Origin of the sequence: Acinetobacter sp. SWAC5 (genome assembly GCF_003419885.1) — a bacterium.
Classification (GTDB): domain Bacteria; phylum Pseudomonadota; class Gammaproteobacteria; order Pseudomonadales; family Moraxellaceae; genus Acinetobacter; species Acinetobacter cumulans.
Genome location: NZ_QUWR01000011.1, coordinates 1 through 15,875, shown reverse-complemented (window position 1 = coordinate 15,875; position 15,875 = coordinate 1). Strand labels below are relative to the sequence as shown.

General features: G+C 41.5%; 14 protein-coding genes. 8 read left to right on the top strand and 6 right to left on the bottom strand.

What is annotated here, in order from left to right; translation table 11 throughout:
* Positions 1-49: 49 nt before the first annotated feature.
* Both DYI81_RS09325 and DYI81_RS09320 read right to left on the bottom strand, forming a co-directional pair.
* On the bottom strand, positions 50-433 hold the full coding sequence (locus tag DYI81_RS09325; protein ID WP_117007460.1) for a hypothetical protein: 384 nt from the start codon (positions 431-433) through the stop codon (positions 50-52).
* 202 nt (positions 434-635) lie between these two features.
* Positions 636-2,045: an FAD-binding oxidoreductase gene (locus DYI81_RS09320; protein WP_117007405.1), complete on the bottom strand. Its 1,410-nt coding sequence runs from the start codon at positions 2,043-2,045 to the stop codon at positions 636-638.
* 355 nt (positions 2,046-2,400) lie between these two features.
* Between DYI81_RS09320 and serA the strand changes: the two genes are divergently transcribed.
* Together serA and DYI81_RS09310 are read left to right on the top strand one after the other, a co-directional pair.
* A complete protein-coding gene (gene serA / locus DYI81_RS09315; RefSeq protein ID WP_106983978.1) occupies positions 2,401-3,633 on the top strand; it encodes a phosphoglycerate dehydrogenase in 1,233 nt (410 codons plus the stop codon).
* Between the two features lie 117 nt (positions 3,634-3,750).
* Entirely contained in the window at positions 3,751-4,626 is an 876-nt protein-coding gene (locus DYI81_RS09310; RefSeq protein WP_106983977.1) for an EamA family transporter, read from the top strand.
* 91 nt (positions 4,627-4,717) lie between these two features.
* Here DYI81_RS09310 and DYI81_RS09305 read toward each other — a convergent pair whose 3' ends face one another.
* Positions 4,718-6,541 (bottom strand): hypothetical protein, encoded by a 1,824-nt coding sequence (locus tag DYI81_RS09305; protein WP_117007404.1) that lies wholly within the window; start codon positions 6,539-6,541, stop codon positions 4,718-4,720.
* A 189-nt stretch (positions 6,542-6,730) separates the two neighbouring features.
* Here DYI81_RS09305 and DYI81_RS09300 point away from each other — a divergent pair, with 189 nt between their 5' ends.
* Complete coding sequence (locus DYI81_RS09300) at positions 6,731-7,603, top strand: EamA family transporter (protein ID WP_106983975.1); 873 nt, start codon at positions 6,731-6,733, stop codon at positions 7,601-7,603.
* Positions 7,604-7,684: 81 nt separating this feature from the next.
* Here the strand turns inward: DYI81_RS09300 and DYI81_RS09295 are convergent, their stop codons facing one another.
* From DYI81_RS09295 to truB, 3 genes are all read right to left on the bottom strand, one after another.
* Positions 7,685-8,146 carry a hemerythrin domain-containing protein gene (locus DYI81_RS09295; RefSeq protein ID WP_117007403.1) on the bottom strand — a complete coding sequence of 154 codons (462 nt, stop codon included), beginning with the start codon at positions 8,144-8,146 and terminating at the stop codon, positions 7,685-7,687.
* Between the two features lie 147 nt (positions 8,147-8,293).
* Positions 8,294-9,067, bottom strand: coding sequence for a TSUP family transporter (locus DYI81_RS09290; protein WP_117007402.1), 774 nt, complete (start codon positions 9,065-9,067; stop codon positions 8,294-8,296).
* A gap of 33 nt (positions 9,068-9,100) precedes the next feature.
* On the bottom strand, positions 9,101-10,006 hold the full coding sequence (truB, locus tag DYI81_RS09285) for a tRNA pseudouridine(55) synthase TruB (protein WP_117007401.1): 906 nt from the start codon (positions 10,004-10,006) through the stop codon (positions 9,101-9,103).
* A 143-nt stretch (positions 10,007-10,149) separates the two neighbouring features.
* On the opposite strand from truB, the gene DYI81_RS09280 reads away from it, so the two are divergent.
* The 5 genes from DYI81_RS09280 to DYI81_RS09260 all read left to right on the top strand — a co-directional run bounded on the left by DYI81_RS09280 (position 10,150) and on the right by DYI81_RS09260 (position 15,766).
* Positions 10,150-11,181 carry a lipase secretion chaperone gene (locus DYI81_RS09280; RefSeq protein WP_117007400.1) on the top strand — a complete coding sequence of 344 codons (1,032 nt, stop codon included), beginning with the start codon at positions 10,150-10,152 and terminating at the stop codon, positions 11,179-11,181.
* A 395-nt stretch (positions 11,182-11,576) separates the two neighbouring features.
* The gene (locus tag DYI81_RS09275; RefSeq protein ID WP_117007399.1) at positions 11,577-12,587 is read left to right on the top strand and encodes a triacylglycerol lipase; all 1,011 of its coding nucleotides are present in this window, start codon (positions 11,577-11,579) and stop codon (positions 12,585-12,587) included.
* 194 nt (positions 12,588-12,781) lie between these two features.
* Complete coding sequence (locus DYI81_RS09270; RefSeq protein WP_106983969.1) at positions 12,782-13,750, top strand: triacylglycerol lipase; 969 nt, start codon at positions 12,782-12,784, stop codon at positions 13,748-13,750.
* A gap of 234 nt (positions 13,751-13,984) precedes the next feature.
* Positions 13,985-14,950, top strand: coding sequence for a triacylglycerol lipase (locus tag DYI81_RS09265; RefSeq protein WP_240627385.1), 966 nt, complete (start codon positions 13,985-13,987; stop codon positions 14,948-14,950).
* Positions 14,951-15,109: 159 nt separating this feature from the next.
* Positions 15,110-15,766, top strand: coding sequence for an alpha/beta fold hydrolase (locus DYI81_RS09260; RefSeq protein WP_117007397.1), 657 nt, complete (start codon positions 15,110-15,112; stop codon positions 15,764-15,766).
* Positions 15,767-15,875 lie beyond the last annotated feature (109 nt).

Genomic DNA, 15,875 nt, shown 5'->3' with positions numbered 1-15,875 from the left:
TTTTTATGAGGCACATTCGCCTAATTTTCAACCATAAATCAAAGATTTATTAAGGGCATTTCGCTGTTTGGAAAGCCTTGGTGTTTTTACCGCGATAGCATTGGAACTCTTTAGATGTACCTACTCTATTCCACTGCCCGTCTACATTTTTAAAACGGTACACCGTACGAACCGATTTTACAGAATCATCCATTAAACCCGTTTCAGTCACTTTCACTTCAGCGGCCGTTGGCGACTCCACACGGTTAAAGTACTGACGGATTTCAACCGTACTTAATTCCTTACGCAAATCATCACGCTCTTTTAACACCTGTGCCAATGGCGTATCCGAACCGCCAATATTCACTTTATTGGCAATTTTTTGTGTGGTCGCGCAACCCGTAAACATCAGCGCACATACTGCTGTAACTGTCATTAGACTTGTTTTCATCATTCTATCCCAATCAACAAACATCCATACAGTGCATGATGCCTTATTCTACCCGCTTACTCTATTTGGTAAATGTAAGCCTCGCTACTGCGCCAAGTTCAGTTTTAAATAATACAAGTGCAAGATACGCGAGTGTGGCAAGCATGCCACACGTTCCATAAAAAACGCATCCGAAGATGCGTTTTAAAATTCTTAATCTTTTAAATTAAAGATCAAACAATTTACCTGGGTTCATAATGCCTTGCGGGTCAAATACTTGCTTAAGCGCTTTCATGTATTCAATTTCTTCCGCTGAACGGGTGTAGTCTAAGTATGGCTTTTTGGTCATGCCTACACCGTGTTCTGCAGAAATTGAACCGTCGTATTTTTTCACAGTTTCAAATACGTACTTGTTCACCACTTGGCACTTACCAAAGAATTCATCTTTGCTTAAATTCTCAGGTTTTAAAATGTTCAAGTGCAAGTTGCCGTCACCAATATGACCGAACCAGCAGATTTCAAAGTCTGGGTAGTTTTCAGCAACAATTGCATCAATTTCTTTAATAAACGCAGGTACGTGTGTAATAAGTACTGAAATGTCGTTTTTGTACGGCGTAAATGGCGCAATTGACTCAGAAATGTCTTCACGTAAACGCCATAAGCTATGCACTTGGTCTAGGCTTTGGCTCATCACGCCATCATGTACCCAACCTTGTTCCATGCAGTGCTCAAAAATTTCCATCGCCTTGTCCATAATCGGCTCAAATGGCGCTTCAAATTCAAGAAGTACATAGAACGGGCATTCAGTTTCAAATGGACGCTGTACATGGCCGTTAGCAAGCACTTTCTGCATTGCCACTTCACCAAAGAACTCAAATGCAGTTAGGTCAATTTTTGCTTGGAAAGCATGAAGTACTGGCATAACTGCTTCAAAGTCAGGTACACCCAAGACCATCACTTGCAAGTCTTGCGGCTGGCGCTCAAGCTTAATTTCAGCTTCAGTCACTAAACCAAGCGTACCTTCACCACCAATGAATAAATGCTGCAGCGCATAACCCGTCGCGTTCTTGATCATGCCTTTGTTCAAGCGAAGGATGTCACCTTTACCTGTGACTACAGTCAGACCTAACACCCAGTTACGTGTCATGCCGTATTTAATTACTTTAATACCGCCAGCATTGGTACCAATGTTGCCGCCAATTTGGCTTGAACCCGCAGAAGCAAAGTCTACTGGATAGTACATGCCCTGTTCTTCGGCATAGTTCTGAAGTTGTTCAGTCACCACACCTGCTTGAACGCGAACCATGCGGTCAGCTGGGAAGAATTCTAAAATTTGGTTCATCTTGTCCATGCTGACCACGATTTCACCGTTGGCAGCCACAGCACCTGCTGATAAACCTGTACGACCGCCACTTGGCGTGATCGCAACATTAAATTGGTTCGCAAGTTTTACAATTGCTTGTACTTGCTCAGTCGTTGATGGAAAAACGATTACCGATGGATTTGGATCGAAGTGCTTAGTATGGTCACGTCCCCAATTTTCGAGACTATCTGCATCTGTTTTAATGCGATTTTCGCCAACAATAGCGGTCAATTGGGTCAATAACTCTGGGGTTAAAGCGACTGGAGCATTCATCGTTTTCAGACCTTGCAAGGATTAAACAAGTGGTGTTCGGTGCCTCGGTTTATTCGCTGTCTAGCAATTTTTAGCTGAATAAAACCTAGACACATTGTGAAGATTAAACCAACGATATGGCATTGGCGTTTTTCACGAAGCCATATTATAAGGCATTTTTAAACGGAAACCCGCAGAAATCAGCATTTTGTAAATGTCACTTTGTAAATTACACAGTTAATTAGACCTGCAACGACAATTAATGACAGCAAATTTGCCCAAATAGACGATTGTAGCGTCATAAAGGAAATGTATATAGCCCTAATTGCTATGCTATGATATGCGCACTAAATTTGGCCTTTGTAGCGGAGCCGTAATGAGCCAACATCTTTCTTTGCCTAAAGATAAAATTCGTTTCTTGTTGTTAGAAGGCGTTCACCAAAACGCGATCGACACATTAAATGCTGCCGGATACACAAATATTGATTACCGTAAAACAGCGCTTGAGGGTGATGCGCTGAAAGAAGCGATCAAAGATGCGCACTTCATTGGTATTCGTTCGCGTACACAACTTACTGAAGAAGTATTTGAAGCTGCGAACAAACTAATTGCTGTGGGTTGTTTCTGTATTGGTACAAACCAAGTGAACTTGAACGCTGCGATGGTTCGCGGTATTCCAGTATTTAACGCACCATACTCAAATACTCGTTCAGTGGCTGAACTTGTACTTGCTGAAGCGATTCTTCTTCTTCGCCGTGTACCTGAAAAATCTACAGATACACATGCAGGCGGTTGGAACAAATCTGCTGTAGGTTCGTTTGAAACTCGTGGTAAGACTCTAGGTATCGTTGGTTACGGTTCAATCGGTTCTCAACTTTCTGTGCTTGCAGAAAGCATGGGTATGAAAGTAATTTACTTCGACACAGTAACTAAATTACCGCTAGGTAATGCACGTCAAGTAGGTACTCTAGGCGAACTTCTTGCAAATGCAGACGTTGTATCTCTACACGTTCCTGATGTTCCGTCTACACGTAACTTCATGACCAAAGAACAATTTGCACAAATGAAAGAAGGTTCAATCTTCATCAATGCTGCACGTGGTACATGTGTTGTGATTGAAGACCTTGCTGATGCGCTTAAATCAGGCCACATCGCTGGTGCTGCAGTTGACGTATTCCCGAAAGAGCCTAAAGCAAACGGTGAAGAATTTGTTTCTCCACTACGCAACATTCCAAACGTAATTTTGACACCGCACGTAGGTGGTTCAACCATCGAAGCGCAAGCAAACATTGGTTTAGAAGTGGGTGAAAAATTCGTTGCTTACTCAGATAAAGGTATGACTTTATCTGCTGTGAACTTCCCAGAAATCGCACTTCCGTTGACTGAAGGCAAACACCGTTTGCTTCACATTCACAAAAACGTGCCTGGCGTGTTGTCTAAAATCAACAACTTGTTTGCAGAACACGGCATTAACATTTCTGGTCAGTCTTTAATGACTAAAGGCGATGTTGGTTACCTCGTAATGGATGTTGACGCAACTGCTTCTCAAGAAGCACTTGATACACTGCATGAAGTTGAAGGCACAATCCGCGTACGCGTATTGTTCTAATTCTACTGCGGTTTTAAAACCACAGCTTTCGAGCTGTGGTTTTTTATTTTTGTAACATTTAAAAATTAGGCTATTGTCTCTCTCCCGCTATTCGAGTGATCGAATCAAATTTAGTTTATGCCAAATTTTAAAATCAGCCCTACTGTGCAAGCCCCTCTGATCTTACTCATCGCGATGATCAGCATGCAAAGTAGTGGCTCATTTGCCAAATATCTTTTTGGGCAATTTCCCATTTTGACCGTATCCGCAATGCGTTTGTTGCTGGGTACTTTAATTTTGGCGCTTATTTTTAAAATCTGGCAGATCAATTTTCGACAGCTAAAATGGTCATCCATCCTCAGCTACGGTTTAGCTTTGGCAGGCATGAATATTCTATTTTACTTGTCGCTTGATCGTCTCCCGCTTGGCATTGCTGTCTCTTTTGAATTTATTGGTCCATTAAGTGTTGCACTGTTTGCAATACGTCGTAAGTTTGACCTGATCTGGGTTGGCCTTGCCATTTTAGGCCTCATTTTATTATTCCCTTTTGACCAAGCCGCACAAACCCTCGATCCAATTGGCATCGCACTTGCCTTAGGCGCAGGTGCATGTTGGGCTTTATATATTATTGCAGGCCAAAAACCTTCTGGCGTTTCAGGTAATCATACAGTTTGCCTTGGCATGTTTGTCGGCATGTGTATGCTAATGCCTATGGCCTTATTTGCAGGAATGCCCGCACATACCTTTGAACCCGTCAGCTTATTGTATTTTATAGGCTTGGCTGTATTGGCCAGTGCTTTGCCCTTTACATTAGAAATGATTGCGCTACGTAATTTAAGCGCCTTAAGTTTTGGCACGCTGATGAGTCTAGAACCTGCTGTTGCGGCTTTGTCTGGTTTTGTATTTTTGGGTGAGCATTTATTGTGGACACAATGGCTGGCGCTTGCTGTCATTATTAGCGCTTCCATTGGCTGTACCATCACAATGCAAAAACATAAAACAGCGCAAAACTAATCCAAAATTGCTGAATTCTAATTTTACCAATAAAAAACCGCGTTTGACTGAAAAGCAAAACGCGGTTCTAAACAACTCAGTTATAGCAACCTTAACTTGGTTCTACACAGAATGCGGTATCAGTTTCAACTGGATCATTACCACCATACAAAGCCACCATTAAAGTTGGCAATGCATCACGCTTAAACCCTTCTGCCCAGTTAGATCCACAATAGGTACCTTGTAGCATACGACCTTTCAAACTCAAGCTACTAATCATGCCTTCATCTAAGCCTGCAAAACCTGCATATTGGTTTGGTAAATGAATCAGCTTTTTCTCACCATACGGCACACTAAAATACAATTTATGCGTAGCTGCATTAAATTGATCCACATACACATTCATTTCAATTTCACATGGCTTACCCACCAAGAGTGGATTGCTTACATTCAATTTACCTGTGTTGTAATCATAACCAGACGTACATTGCACATAAAAACCAAGGCCTTGAGCAGCAGCCACAATTTCTTTGTCTTTTAAGGTAATTTTTACATCGGCTTTGCTATTTGAAACCGCTGCGCCCACATAACGTACCCACTGCCCAGCTTGTAAAGTAATGGCTGTTTTCGCTGACCATACTAATGAATCATTGCTTGATTTCAAGCCACTCATCACGCGTACACCTTCTTTAGGTGCATTAAACTCGATTGCTTGATAGCTTGTTCCCACTTTTGTAGTGAACTCACCACTACACTCTACGGCTGTACCATCTTCAAGCACACATTGTACTTTATTACTGGTTGCAGGAATGCCCAAATCAATCACCACGGTTTTATCATTTGGTAATTGTGAAGTCACTGAACCAATTAAAGTGCCTGTCGTATCTTTAGCTGACCAGTGAATTTGGCCTTCTGTTGGCATATTAATAATATCAACGCCATTTTCTGAAATAGACGTCGTTTTGGTCAAACCAGAACCATCTTTAAGTTCCACAAGCGCAGTAATATGACATGGCACATAGGTGCTTGCTGACTTACATTTCACATTGACTGAAGCTGGGTTTTCAAATTTAAAGTCCCAGTTCCATGTAGAGAAATGACTTACAGTTGCTTTTACTGCTAAGCCTGTCGCAGAAAGTGGCGATGCCACGACAGTACCCGGTGTACCTTCTTCAACCCATTTACCTTTAGTAATATCGAAGTACCACATTGGAATACTGGTACCCACCGTCATGGCTTGGTTATTCACACTATTCAATGGTAAATCCATTTGTATATCGGCACTTACACCCGTTTTAAGCTGTAATTTTTGCCCTGTGCTGTCGGTAAATGTTGCCGTTAGCATACCCGCACTAATTAATGTTGCAGGATTGCCTTTGGCATCAACTGCCACACCATTGGCTGGCATTGCATTTAAATCACTACTTTGAATATCCCAAGGCGTCAATTCAACCGTTACGGCGCCCGTTGCAGGCTGTCCATTTAGCAATACAAAAGCATTGGCAGGAATAGAAATTTGCGCATTCATAAAAGCAGATTGAATTACTTGTCCTTCTTCAATATTCGCAACAGTCATAGTCTGCTTAATCGGTAACAGATTCGCCGAAATCTGTGCAAGTTCATCTACTTTTACTTCTACAGACTGGCTAATAAATCCTGCTTTTTTAAAGCTGACCACAACCATTTTCGTGCTCTGTGGTAATTTCACTTTAAATTGGGCATTTCCAGAGGCATCGGTCGTAAAACTTTGACCATTGATACCAATTTCAGCACCAATCAATGCTGAACCTGTCGCAGTTTGTACCAATGCACTTACTGATTTTTCCACAATTACTTCATTGCCTGAGCCATCACCTGAGCCCGAGCCACAGCCCACCAAAGGCACAGCTAAAATACATGCGACCATCACCGCATGTGCGTGTTGTTTTAATTTCATTTATATTTCTCGGTTTTTATATAATTTCAAAAAGCAGCATATTATTGATATTATTTACATTATGTTCAATTAAACAATATTATTCACATGATATAACAAGCAAGTTCAAAGCCCATTGAGCCCACTTGCCAAATATATTTTTGCTATACTGCCCACACGTGTTCAGTCCAGTTCAGATGCAGAGTGGCTATGCCAAACGCACAACTTATTGCAGTCTTGTTCATGGTACTGTCCATGATCTCTTATCAAATTAGCGCATCTTTTGCGAAGCAATTGTTTCTGGTGCTCGATCCCCTGTCCGTCACTATTCTACGCTTGTGCTTTGCTTCTTTAATTGTCTGTTTCATGTTTCGCTCATGGCAAATTTTAAAGCGCTTATCTTTTTTAAAGTGGCATGATCTGCTGTGCTACAGCGCGGCCCTTTGCCTCATGAATGTCTTGTTTTATATGTCTTTGGGCAAGCTCCCACAAGGGATTGCTGTTGGACTCGAATTCATTGGCCCACTCGGTCTGGCACTGCTCTCTATTCAGCGACGTAGCGATTATATTTGGGTGCTCTTGGCCATGACAGGCATTGCATTGATGGTGCCTTGGGGCCAAACCTCAGGCAGTGACTTTTCAATCATTGGTGCTGCCTGCGCTTTGGGTGCTGGCTTATGTTGGGCCTTTTATATTTATTTTGGGCAAAAAGTTGTGCATCAAAATATCGGCATGCATGCTCTGACCATTGCCATCACCTTATCTGCACTTAGCCTACTGCCTATTGGCTTGTACCGTGATGCGCCTGCATTGCTAGAAACACAATACTGGGGTAAAGCGCTGGCAATTGCAGTTCTTGCGACAGCCATTCCTTATGCGCTGGATTTAAAAGCACTGAAAGTCCTCAGCAAGTTGAGTTACGGTACACTGTCTAGCTTATCTCCAGCCTTAGCTGCCTTAACTGGCCTGTTGTTACTTGGAGAAAAAATTGGAACATTGCAGTGGATCGCACTATTTTGCGTGATGATTGCTTCAGTCGGTGTAACCTTGCGCTCACAGCAAAAAGTGAACCCGTCGAGTTAAGCCTAATTCTCCATCGCAACAGTTTTCACTGATTCAAAAAAAGAGCGCATGCGCTCTTTTCATGTGTAGTCTTTTCAATCTTTATCCTGTCAGGCTGTCTTTATCTGCTTTTTTATATTTTTGATACTCAGCTAAATACTGCGTTGCCAAAGTCTCTTTTTGCTTGGCATCTAATATTTTACCCGCTTGTTGAAAGAAGCCATGCTCCTCTTCTTGCAAATGATGATGAACGGTTTCTGCCAGCTTTTTGGCAATCGTCAACCAGCCCGGATTGCTAAATTCAGTATCGGTCAACTGTTCGAGGAGTTCATCCATTTTATGATGTTCAGCCAGCGCATGGCGGCTAATGTTTAGCCCTGAATCCGTCATCATCAGTGGAATATATAAATAGCGATCTTCCCCTACTGCATGGGCAAATAATTCATTTTTTAAACGATCAAACAGTTCACGGCGTTCGGGTGTATCGCCTGACGTATGGAGTAACTGCTCTGCAAGTTCGCGTTGTTTTTCATGACTTTGGCGTAAAGCTTCAAATATATTCATTTTGCTAATGACCTCTGATGCTGGGCTATATGTTCAATCCAAATATATAAATGCAATTGTAGTGGGCATAAAAAAAAGCCAGCCCAATCAATTTCAGGCTAGCCTTTTTTCACACGCTAAATCAGTGCGCTTTTGTAAGCATTTTGTTTAGGCTTCACCCATGATCATTTGATAGCCCAAACGTACAATTAAAATACTCACCAATACCAAGAACAATATTCGAATAAAACCACTGCCATATTTCAGCGCAGCTTTTACCCCAACAATGGAACCCAAAATATTGGCCACAGCCATCATGCCCCCAACAGCAAATAACACATGCCCAGTGGGTGCAAAAAAGCTGAGCGCGGCTAAATTGGTGGTTAAATTGGCAATTTTAGACAGCGCCGATGCATGCAAAAAGTCAGCTTTTAAATAACGAATAAAAAAGAAGATGAAGAAACTGCCCGTACCCGGCCCAAAAATCCCGTCATAAAAGCCAATGGCTAAGCTACCAACTGCAGCCAATAGTAATATTTTTGGTGTTAATTCTTGGCGAACATGGACTTGGCCAAATTGCTTTTTACAAAATGTATAAATCGCAATAATGATCAGCATGAAAAGTACAAACGGACGCAGGACTTCTTTAGGCACCATCGATACACAGGCCGCACCTGCAAACGATGCGACAAAAGCACAACTGGCGATTACTGCGAGTAATTTCCAACGTAGCTTCACTTGACGTAAAAACGTCACTGATGCCGAAGCTGTACCAAAAATAGATGAAAGCTTATTGGTACCAAAAACTGTCGCAGGTGACAGCTGTGGCATCGCATTCATAATAGCTGGAATTTGAATTAAGCCACCCCCACCGACTGCCGCATCGATTGCGCCTGCAAAGAACGCAAAAAACAGCAGCGTCAGGATGATTTCAATGTCCACAAGATTGACCTTTTATTAAAACAAATGGGAGAACTACAAATTTAAAACGCGTTTAGGAACCAAACGTTTTTGCGCGGTAATTTCAGCCAAGCCTAAACATTTTTCACCATCAAACACCAAAGCTTCTGCCACAGCCTCATGCTCAATATTACTTTCCATGCCACGACTGAAATATTCTGTACGACCTTCTGGTACTTGGACTTGAACTAAGTGTGATACAGGTGCATGTGCAGGCAATAACAAGGCCTCACGCTCTTCCTCAGTCAAACTTTCCAAATACTCAATGGTATAGCTTGGAATCAGCTCGAAGGGACCAGTTTTAATCCGATGTAAATAGGTTAAATGCCCGTATGTGCCTAAAGCTTTTGCAATATCTTCACCCAAGACACGAATATAGGTTCCTTTTGAGCATGTCACATCTAAAGTAATACTATTCTCTGTATATGACAGTAATACGATCGCTTCAATATGTATTGGACGTGCTTCACGCTCAATCTCAATTCCTTGACGTGCCAATTCATACAAAGGACGGCCTTCCTTTTTTAAAGCCGAATACATCGGTGGGACTTGTTGAATATCCTCCTGAAACAAAGCCAAGGCAGCCAAAATTTTCGCTTCAGTCAGTTCAGGGACGGATTGCTCTAACAATACCTCACCTTCAACATCACCTGTGGTGGTGCTATGACCTAAAAATACAGTGGTTTGATAGCGTTTTACTGAGTCTAATAAATAATGTGAAAACTTGGTGGCCTCTCCTAAACAAATCGGCAATAGACCTGAAGCTAAAGGATCAAGCGCACCTGTATGACCGCCTTTATGCGCACGGAACAACCAGCGAACACGTTGCAAAGCGCCATTCGAACTAATACCAAGTGGCTTATTTAGAAGGAATACGCCACTAATCGCACGGCGCTGAATTTTAGGAGAAGATGCTTTCATAATCACACTAAGCGAGGGAAATCCTGCGCAATGTTAACCCAATATTTACAACATTTCTGTGATTTTGTACGACTTTTATGGCATATTCTGAGCAACCAAAATGATTCTAAAACAAATACAATAGGAATAAGGTGCATTAGGATATGCAAAAAAATAAGTTATGGTTGATTGTCGTTGCTGTCATTATTGCCATCGTTGCTTTAATTTTCTGGCTTTCGCCGAACACTTCTACATCAGATGCAAGTCAACAAAATCAAGATGTCGCACTAAACCCAAATAGTGAAGCCAACACGGTATCGGCAAGCGATGCCAGTGCAGGCCCAGGCTTTATGAGTAAAAGCCAACAAGATACGCAAATTAACTGCCAGATGACCATGGACAGTTCTAACCGATTAATTGTGAATGAACAAACCCGTAACTGTTTTGAATATTTCATTACCCAATACGGCGAAAAAAGTTTGGATCAAATCAAAAAAGATTTCCAAGCTTATATGCAAAAGACCCATAAAGAACCTGCCCTTTCACAAATTTTAGATTTGTGGAAACGCTATATGGACTACCGCGAAGCGCTTGGTCAGTTACAAGCACCTAATATTGATCCAAATGATCCGAAATACTACCGTGCTATTTTTAGCAGTACCCAAAACCTGCGTAAGCAGCACTTTTCAGATTATGAAATTGAGGGTTTATTTGGTACTGAAAATACTTATCACCTGTACACCCTAAACCGCTTAGATGTCATTCATGATAAAAAACTCAGTGAAACTGAAAAAGCCAAAAAACTGAAAGATTTATTTGATGAACTTCCTGAAGACTGGAAAGAGAACCTCGAGCAAATTAATAAGCTAGAAGACTTAAGAAAACTGACTGCAGACATTAAAGCGCGGGGTGGTTCAGCAGAGGAAATCCGCAATATGCGCTTAAACTTAGTTGGCCCTGAAGCGACTCAGCGTTTAGAAACACTCGATACCCTGCGTACCGATTGGAAAAACAATGTGAATGGTTACTTGGCAGAACGCGACAATATTATGAAAAGTGGCATGAGCGACAGCGCCAAACAACAAGCCGTTCAACAATTGCGTAGTCAACACTTCCAAAGCAAAGAAGACCAACTTCGTTTAAACACCTTCGAAACCCTACATGACCAAGGTGAAAAACTCCCATTTAGTGACTAAGCTTTTGCTTGTATCACCCATTAAAGCCCTGTGGTCTTCAACACAGGGCTTTTTTTAGTTTTAAAAACCATTTTAACGACAATAAAATTTACTTATTCTGCTTTAGCAATAAACCACCTATACATTGATGAAATAACATTCACTGTAATGTTTATTTTCAGTATGTTTTTTAAGCAAAAATTATGACTATAAATGTCATTCACAGACATATCATGTCCCAAAATGACATGGTTTAAACAAATCAGCATGGAAAAATAACTGGGCATTAACATGTGTTCAATCAGCACCCGTTTGGTTTTTCCTCAAGCCCATTTGAATGATTCAAATTTGATGAAAACAGGCGTGCTGTGATTTATAAAAATAGCGATAACAACAACACAGACAAAGGAACGTGTATGCGATCTTTCAAAACAATGGCCAAGATGGCCTCTCTAGCAACATTAGCAACTTTCACAATGGGTATAACTGCAACTACACAAGCAGCGCCAAGTGTTTTACAAGTTAAAGAAACGGCAAAGTCTGACTATGCTAAAACCAAATACCCTATTCTTATGGTACATGGTTGGTTAGGTTGGTCACGTATTGGCAATGAAAGCTTTAACATGGACTATTGGTACCAAATCCTTCCAGATATGGCACGTAATGGTTCAACTGTATTTGCAGCACAATTATCACCAGCCAACACAACGGCATACCGTGGTGAACAACTGATTACTCAAGTTGAAGATGTGATGGCAATTACGGGTAAAAATAAAGTGAACTTGATTGGTCACTCACACGGTGGTCCAACAGTACTTTATGTCTCTTCTACGCGCCCACAGTATATTGCCTCAATTACAGGTGTTGCAGGTACTTACCACGGTTCTAAAGTGGCGGATGACATTCAAAATAATAAGCTGAGCCGTACTGCATTCAATATTTTAGGTGACTATATTGTCGGCCCATTGATTGCACTGGCACAATTGAAGCCCGAGTTGGGCATTGATTTTGATGCATCAATGAAATCATTAACTCAAACTGAATCTGCAAATTTCAATGCAACAGTTGCAAAATCAGCTGTAAATGATGGTGTATTGTCTGCAACTGAGAACTGTAATAAATCTTTGAGTAATGTAGACCGTAAAGGCATTTACTACTACTCATGGACAGGCGTTGCACAAACCACCAACCTACTTGATTTAGACACAATCCTTATGCAGTTAGGGCCATTGTCTTATGGCAACAAAGACAACGACGGTATGGTGTCACGTTGTAGCACGTACATGGGTAAAGTCATTAACGACAGCTACAAACTGAACCATACAGACCTCGCAAACATGTTATTTGGTTTAACTGGTGTCTTTGCTCAAGACCCTGTTGCATTGTATCGTCAACATGCAAACCGCTTAAAACTTCAAGGTTTATAAGCATGACAATCAGGCCCCTGAAATAATTCAGGGGCTTTTTTTTGCCCGTTTTTTAAGTTGTCAAACTTTGTTACAACTCTCTCAAACGACCATCCAGCATTGTTTGCAAATCATTGTTACGACTGCTTTTATATTCATGACAAATTGAATTGTCAGATTTATAAAACTAAAAAACCATGCAGGATGATCACAATATGAAATTTAAAATTTTATCCGCGAGTCTCATTTCTTTACTTTGCATCAACAGTGCAATGGCGACTCAGGCCACTCAAGTGACTGAAAGTAAAGTCAGCTCTAGCTATGCCAAAACAAAATATCCTATTGTTTTTAACCATGGGATGGGCGGTTTTATTAGTATTGGTACTGACACTTTAGGAATGGATTATTTCTATCAAATTTTGCCTGATTTAGCGCGTAATGGTGCCAATGTCTGGGCAACACGTGTATCCCCTTTTAACTCGACGGAAGTTCGCGGTGAACAGCTCTTACAGCAAGTCCTTGAAATTCGTGCTTTAACTGGTGCATCAAAAGTCAATTTGCTCGGCCATTCACACGGTGGCCCAACAATTCGCTATGTCGCTGGGGTACGTCCTGACGTCGTGGCATCACTGACCAGTATTGCTGGCCCACATCAGGGCTCTCCAGTGGCGGACCTTATTTTAAAAGCAGAAGGTACTCCAATTGAAGGGCCATTGGTTGGCGCAGTGAATTTTGTTTCCAAAGCCATTACTTGGGCACAAGGTTTAGACCCAAATAGCTATCCACATGATGCTTTAGCTGGAGGAAGTAGTTTAACCTTAGCAGGCTCAGCCAAATTTAATGCCCAATTCCCGCTTGGCCTACCTAAAACTGCATGTGGTGATGGTAATAGTGTAGAAAAAGGCATCTACAACTATTCATTTACAGGTGTAGGTCAAGTCACCAATGTTTTAGATTTAGACTCTGCACTCAAAGTTACTGCATTGCTCATTGATGGCGGAAAAGACAATGATGGCTTAGTGTCTAAATGTAGCGCAAAGTTTGGTAAAACCATTCGTGATAATTACAATTGGAACCATCTAGATGAAGTTAACCAAGTACTCGGCTTAAAAGCTTTATTCGCACCAGATCCTGTTGATGTTTATCGCCAACATGCCAACCGCTTAAAACTTCAGGGTTTATAAAGACTTATATTTTAAGCAATCCGCAAGCCCAACCCCCATGTTGGGCTTCTTTATTTTATTTACATTTCACTTTTGCATTCTGTCGACTAGATCACATTATTAATTGTTTTTCAGCCTATACTGTTTTTGACATGATGTATTGTCAACACGCCATAAGCACCATGCTTACTGAGTGTGTAACAACATCCTCTGTCAGATCAAAACAAAAATAAAGGATGTGACATGAACCAGAAAATCAAAGGAAGTCTGCTATGCCTTACTTTATGCACTAGTATTGCATATAGCCCAACCTATGCAGCTTCAGCTACGCAACAAACCCGCGCTAAAACCCAGATCAGCAACTATGCTCAAACCAAATATCCAATGGTCTTTGCACATGGTTTATTTGGTTTCGGTAGTGTTATTGGCGTCGACTATTTCTATCAAATTTTACCCGACCTTGCGCGTAATGGTGGCAATGTCTGGTCTACATCTGTTTCACCCATGAATTCAAGCGAGATCCGTGGGGAACAATTACTCCAGCAGGTTGATGAAATTATTGCTCTAACAGGCCAGCCCAAAGTGAACTTAATTGGTCACTCACATGGAGGGCAATCCATACGCTATGTTGCAGGCGTTGCACCCAATAAAGTTGCCTCACTGACCACCATTGCCTCCCCCAATCAAGGCGCCAAAATTGCAGATCTGGTGTTAAATATTGAAAACACGCCATTAGAATATCCAGTCCGTGCCGTGTTCGATAGTTTAGTCTCGCCTGTGATTACATTTGCACAAGGTCTTAACCCAACTGAATTCCCCCATGACTCAAAAGCCGCCCTCAAAAGCTTAAGTATTGCTGGCTCAGCCGCCTTTAATCAACGCTTCCCTGCTGGTGTTCCTACAGCATATTGTGCTGAAGGCGCATACAGCACAGCTGGCATTTATAATTACTCCTTTATGGGAAATAACGCACTCAATACCGTATTAGACCCATCCGATTATATTGCCGCGGCAGCTTCACTGTTAATTAATAACGGTGGCGACAATGATGGTGTCGTAGCACGCTGTGATGCACGCTTTGGTAAAGTGATCCGAGATACCTATAAATGGAATCATTTTGACGAAATCAACCACGTGTTGGGCTTAAAGAGTATTTTCGCACCGAGCGCAGTCGATATTTACCGTCAACATGCCAATCGCTTAAAACTGCAAGGTTTATAACAAGAATGGGGGCAATGTCGTGGCTAACATATTTAAACAAATAGCTCAGCCACACATATAATTTTTGCACCCCTATCCATGCAGCAAAAATTCAGCCCCGCCTACCACCCAACTGAACGCATCATTGAAAACAAAAAAAGTTTAAAAAGGAATCCGTCCATGAATGGAAAAATAGTCTGTACCCTTCTCTTGAGTTGCTTAAGTTTAAATGCTGCACATGCAGCTGCAGGCATACAACAAGCTCCGCCCACAACAAAAATTGATCATTATGCAGAAACCAAATATCCGATTTTGCTGGTACATGGTATGTTCGGCTTTAACCGCTTAGGCGGTGCAACTTTTGGGCTCGATTATTGGTATCAAGTCTTACCAGACCTCGCACGTCACAATGCCACAATTTATGCCTCTCAAATATCACCACTCGAGTCGATCGAAGTTCGTGGTGAACAACTCTTAGACCAAGTGGAAGAGGTTATTGCCATTACAGGAAAACCTAAAGTGAACTTAATCGGTCACAGTCATGGTGGCCCAACTGCACGTTATATTGCAGGTGTACGACCTGATTTAGTGGCTTCCGTGACCTCCATTGCAGGAACTAATAATGGCTCACCTGTAGCAGATTTAGTGCAAAGTGTCCCTATTCTAAATGGGACTTTAGGCATTGTAATGGATGCACTCATGACACCTATAATTAATTGGGCACAGCAGTCAAACTTACCTTCTAATTTTAAAGCTTCAATTTATAGTATGGCTAAACAAGGTGTCGCTGAATTTAATGCCAAGTTTCCACTGGGCATGCTGCTATTCACCAATTAAAATGTCTATGCGATAAACCATTTAAAATGTCCTGTTTTTAACTGCAAGAGTCAAGAACAGGATTTAAATATCTTTGTTCAATAACAGCTTTCTGAGCTTTACGACTCGG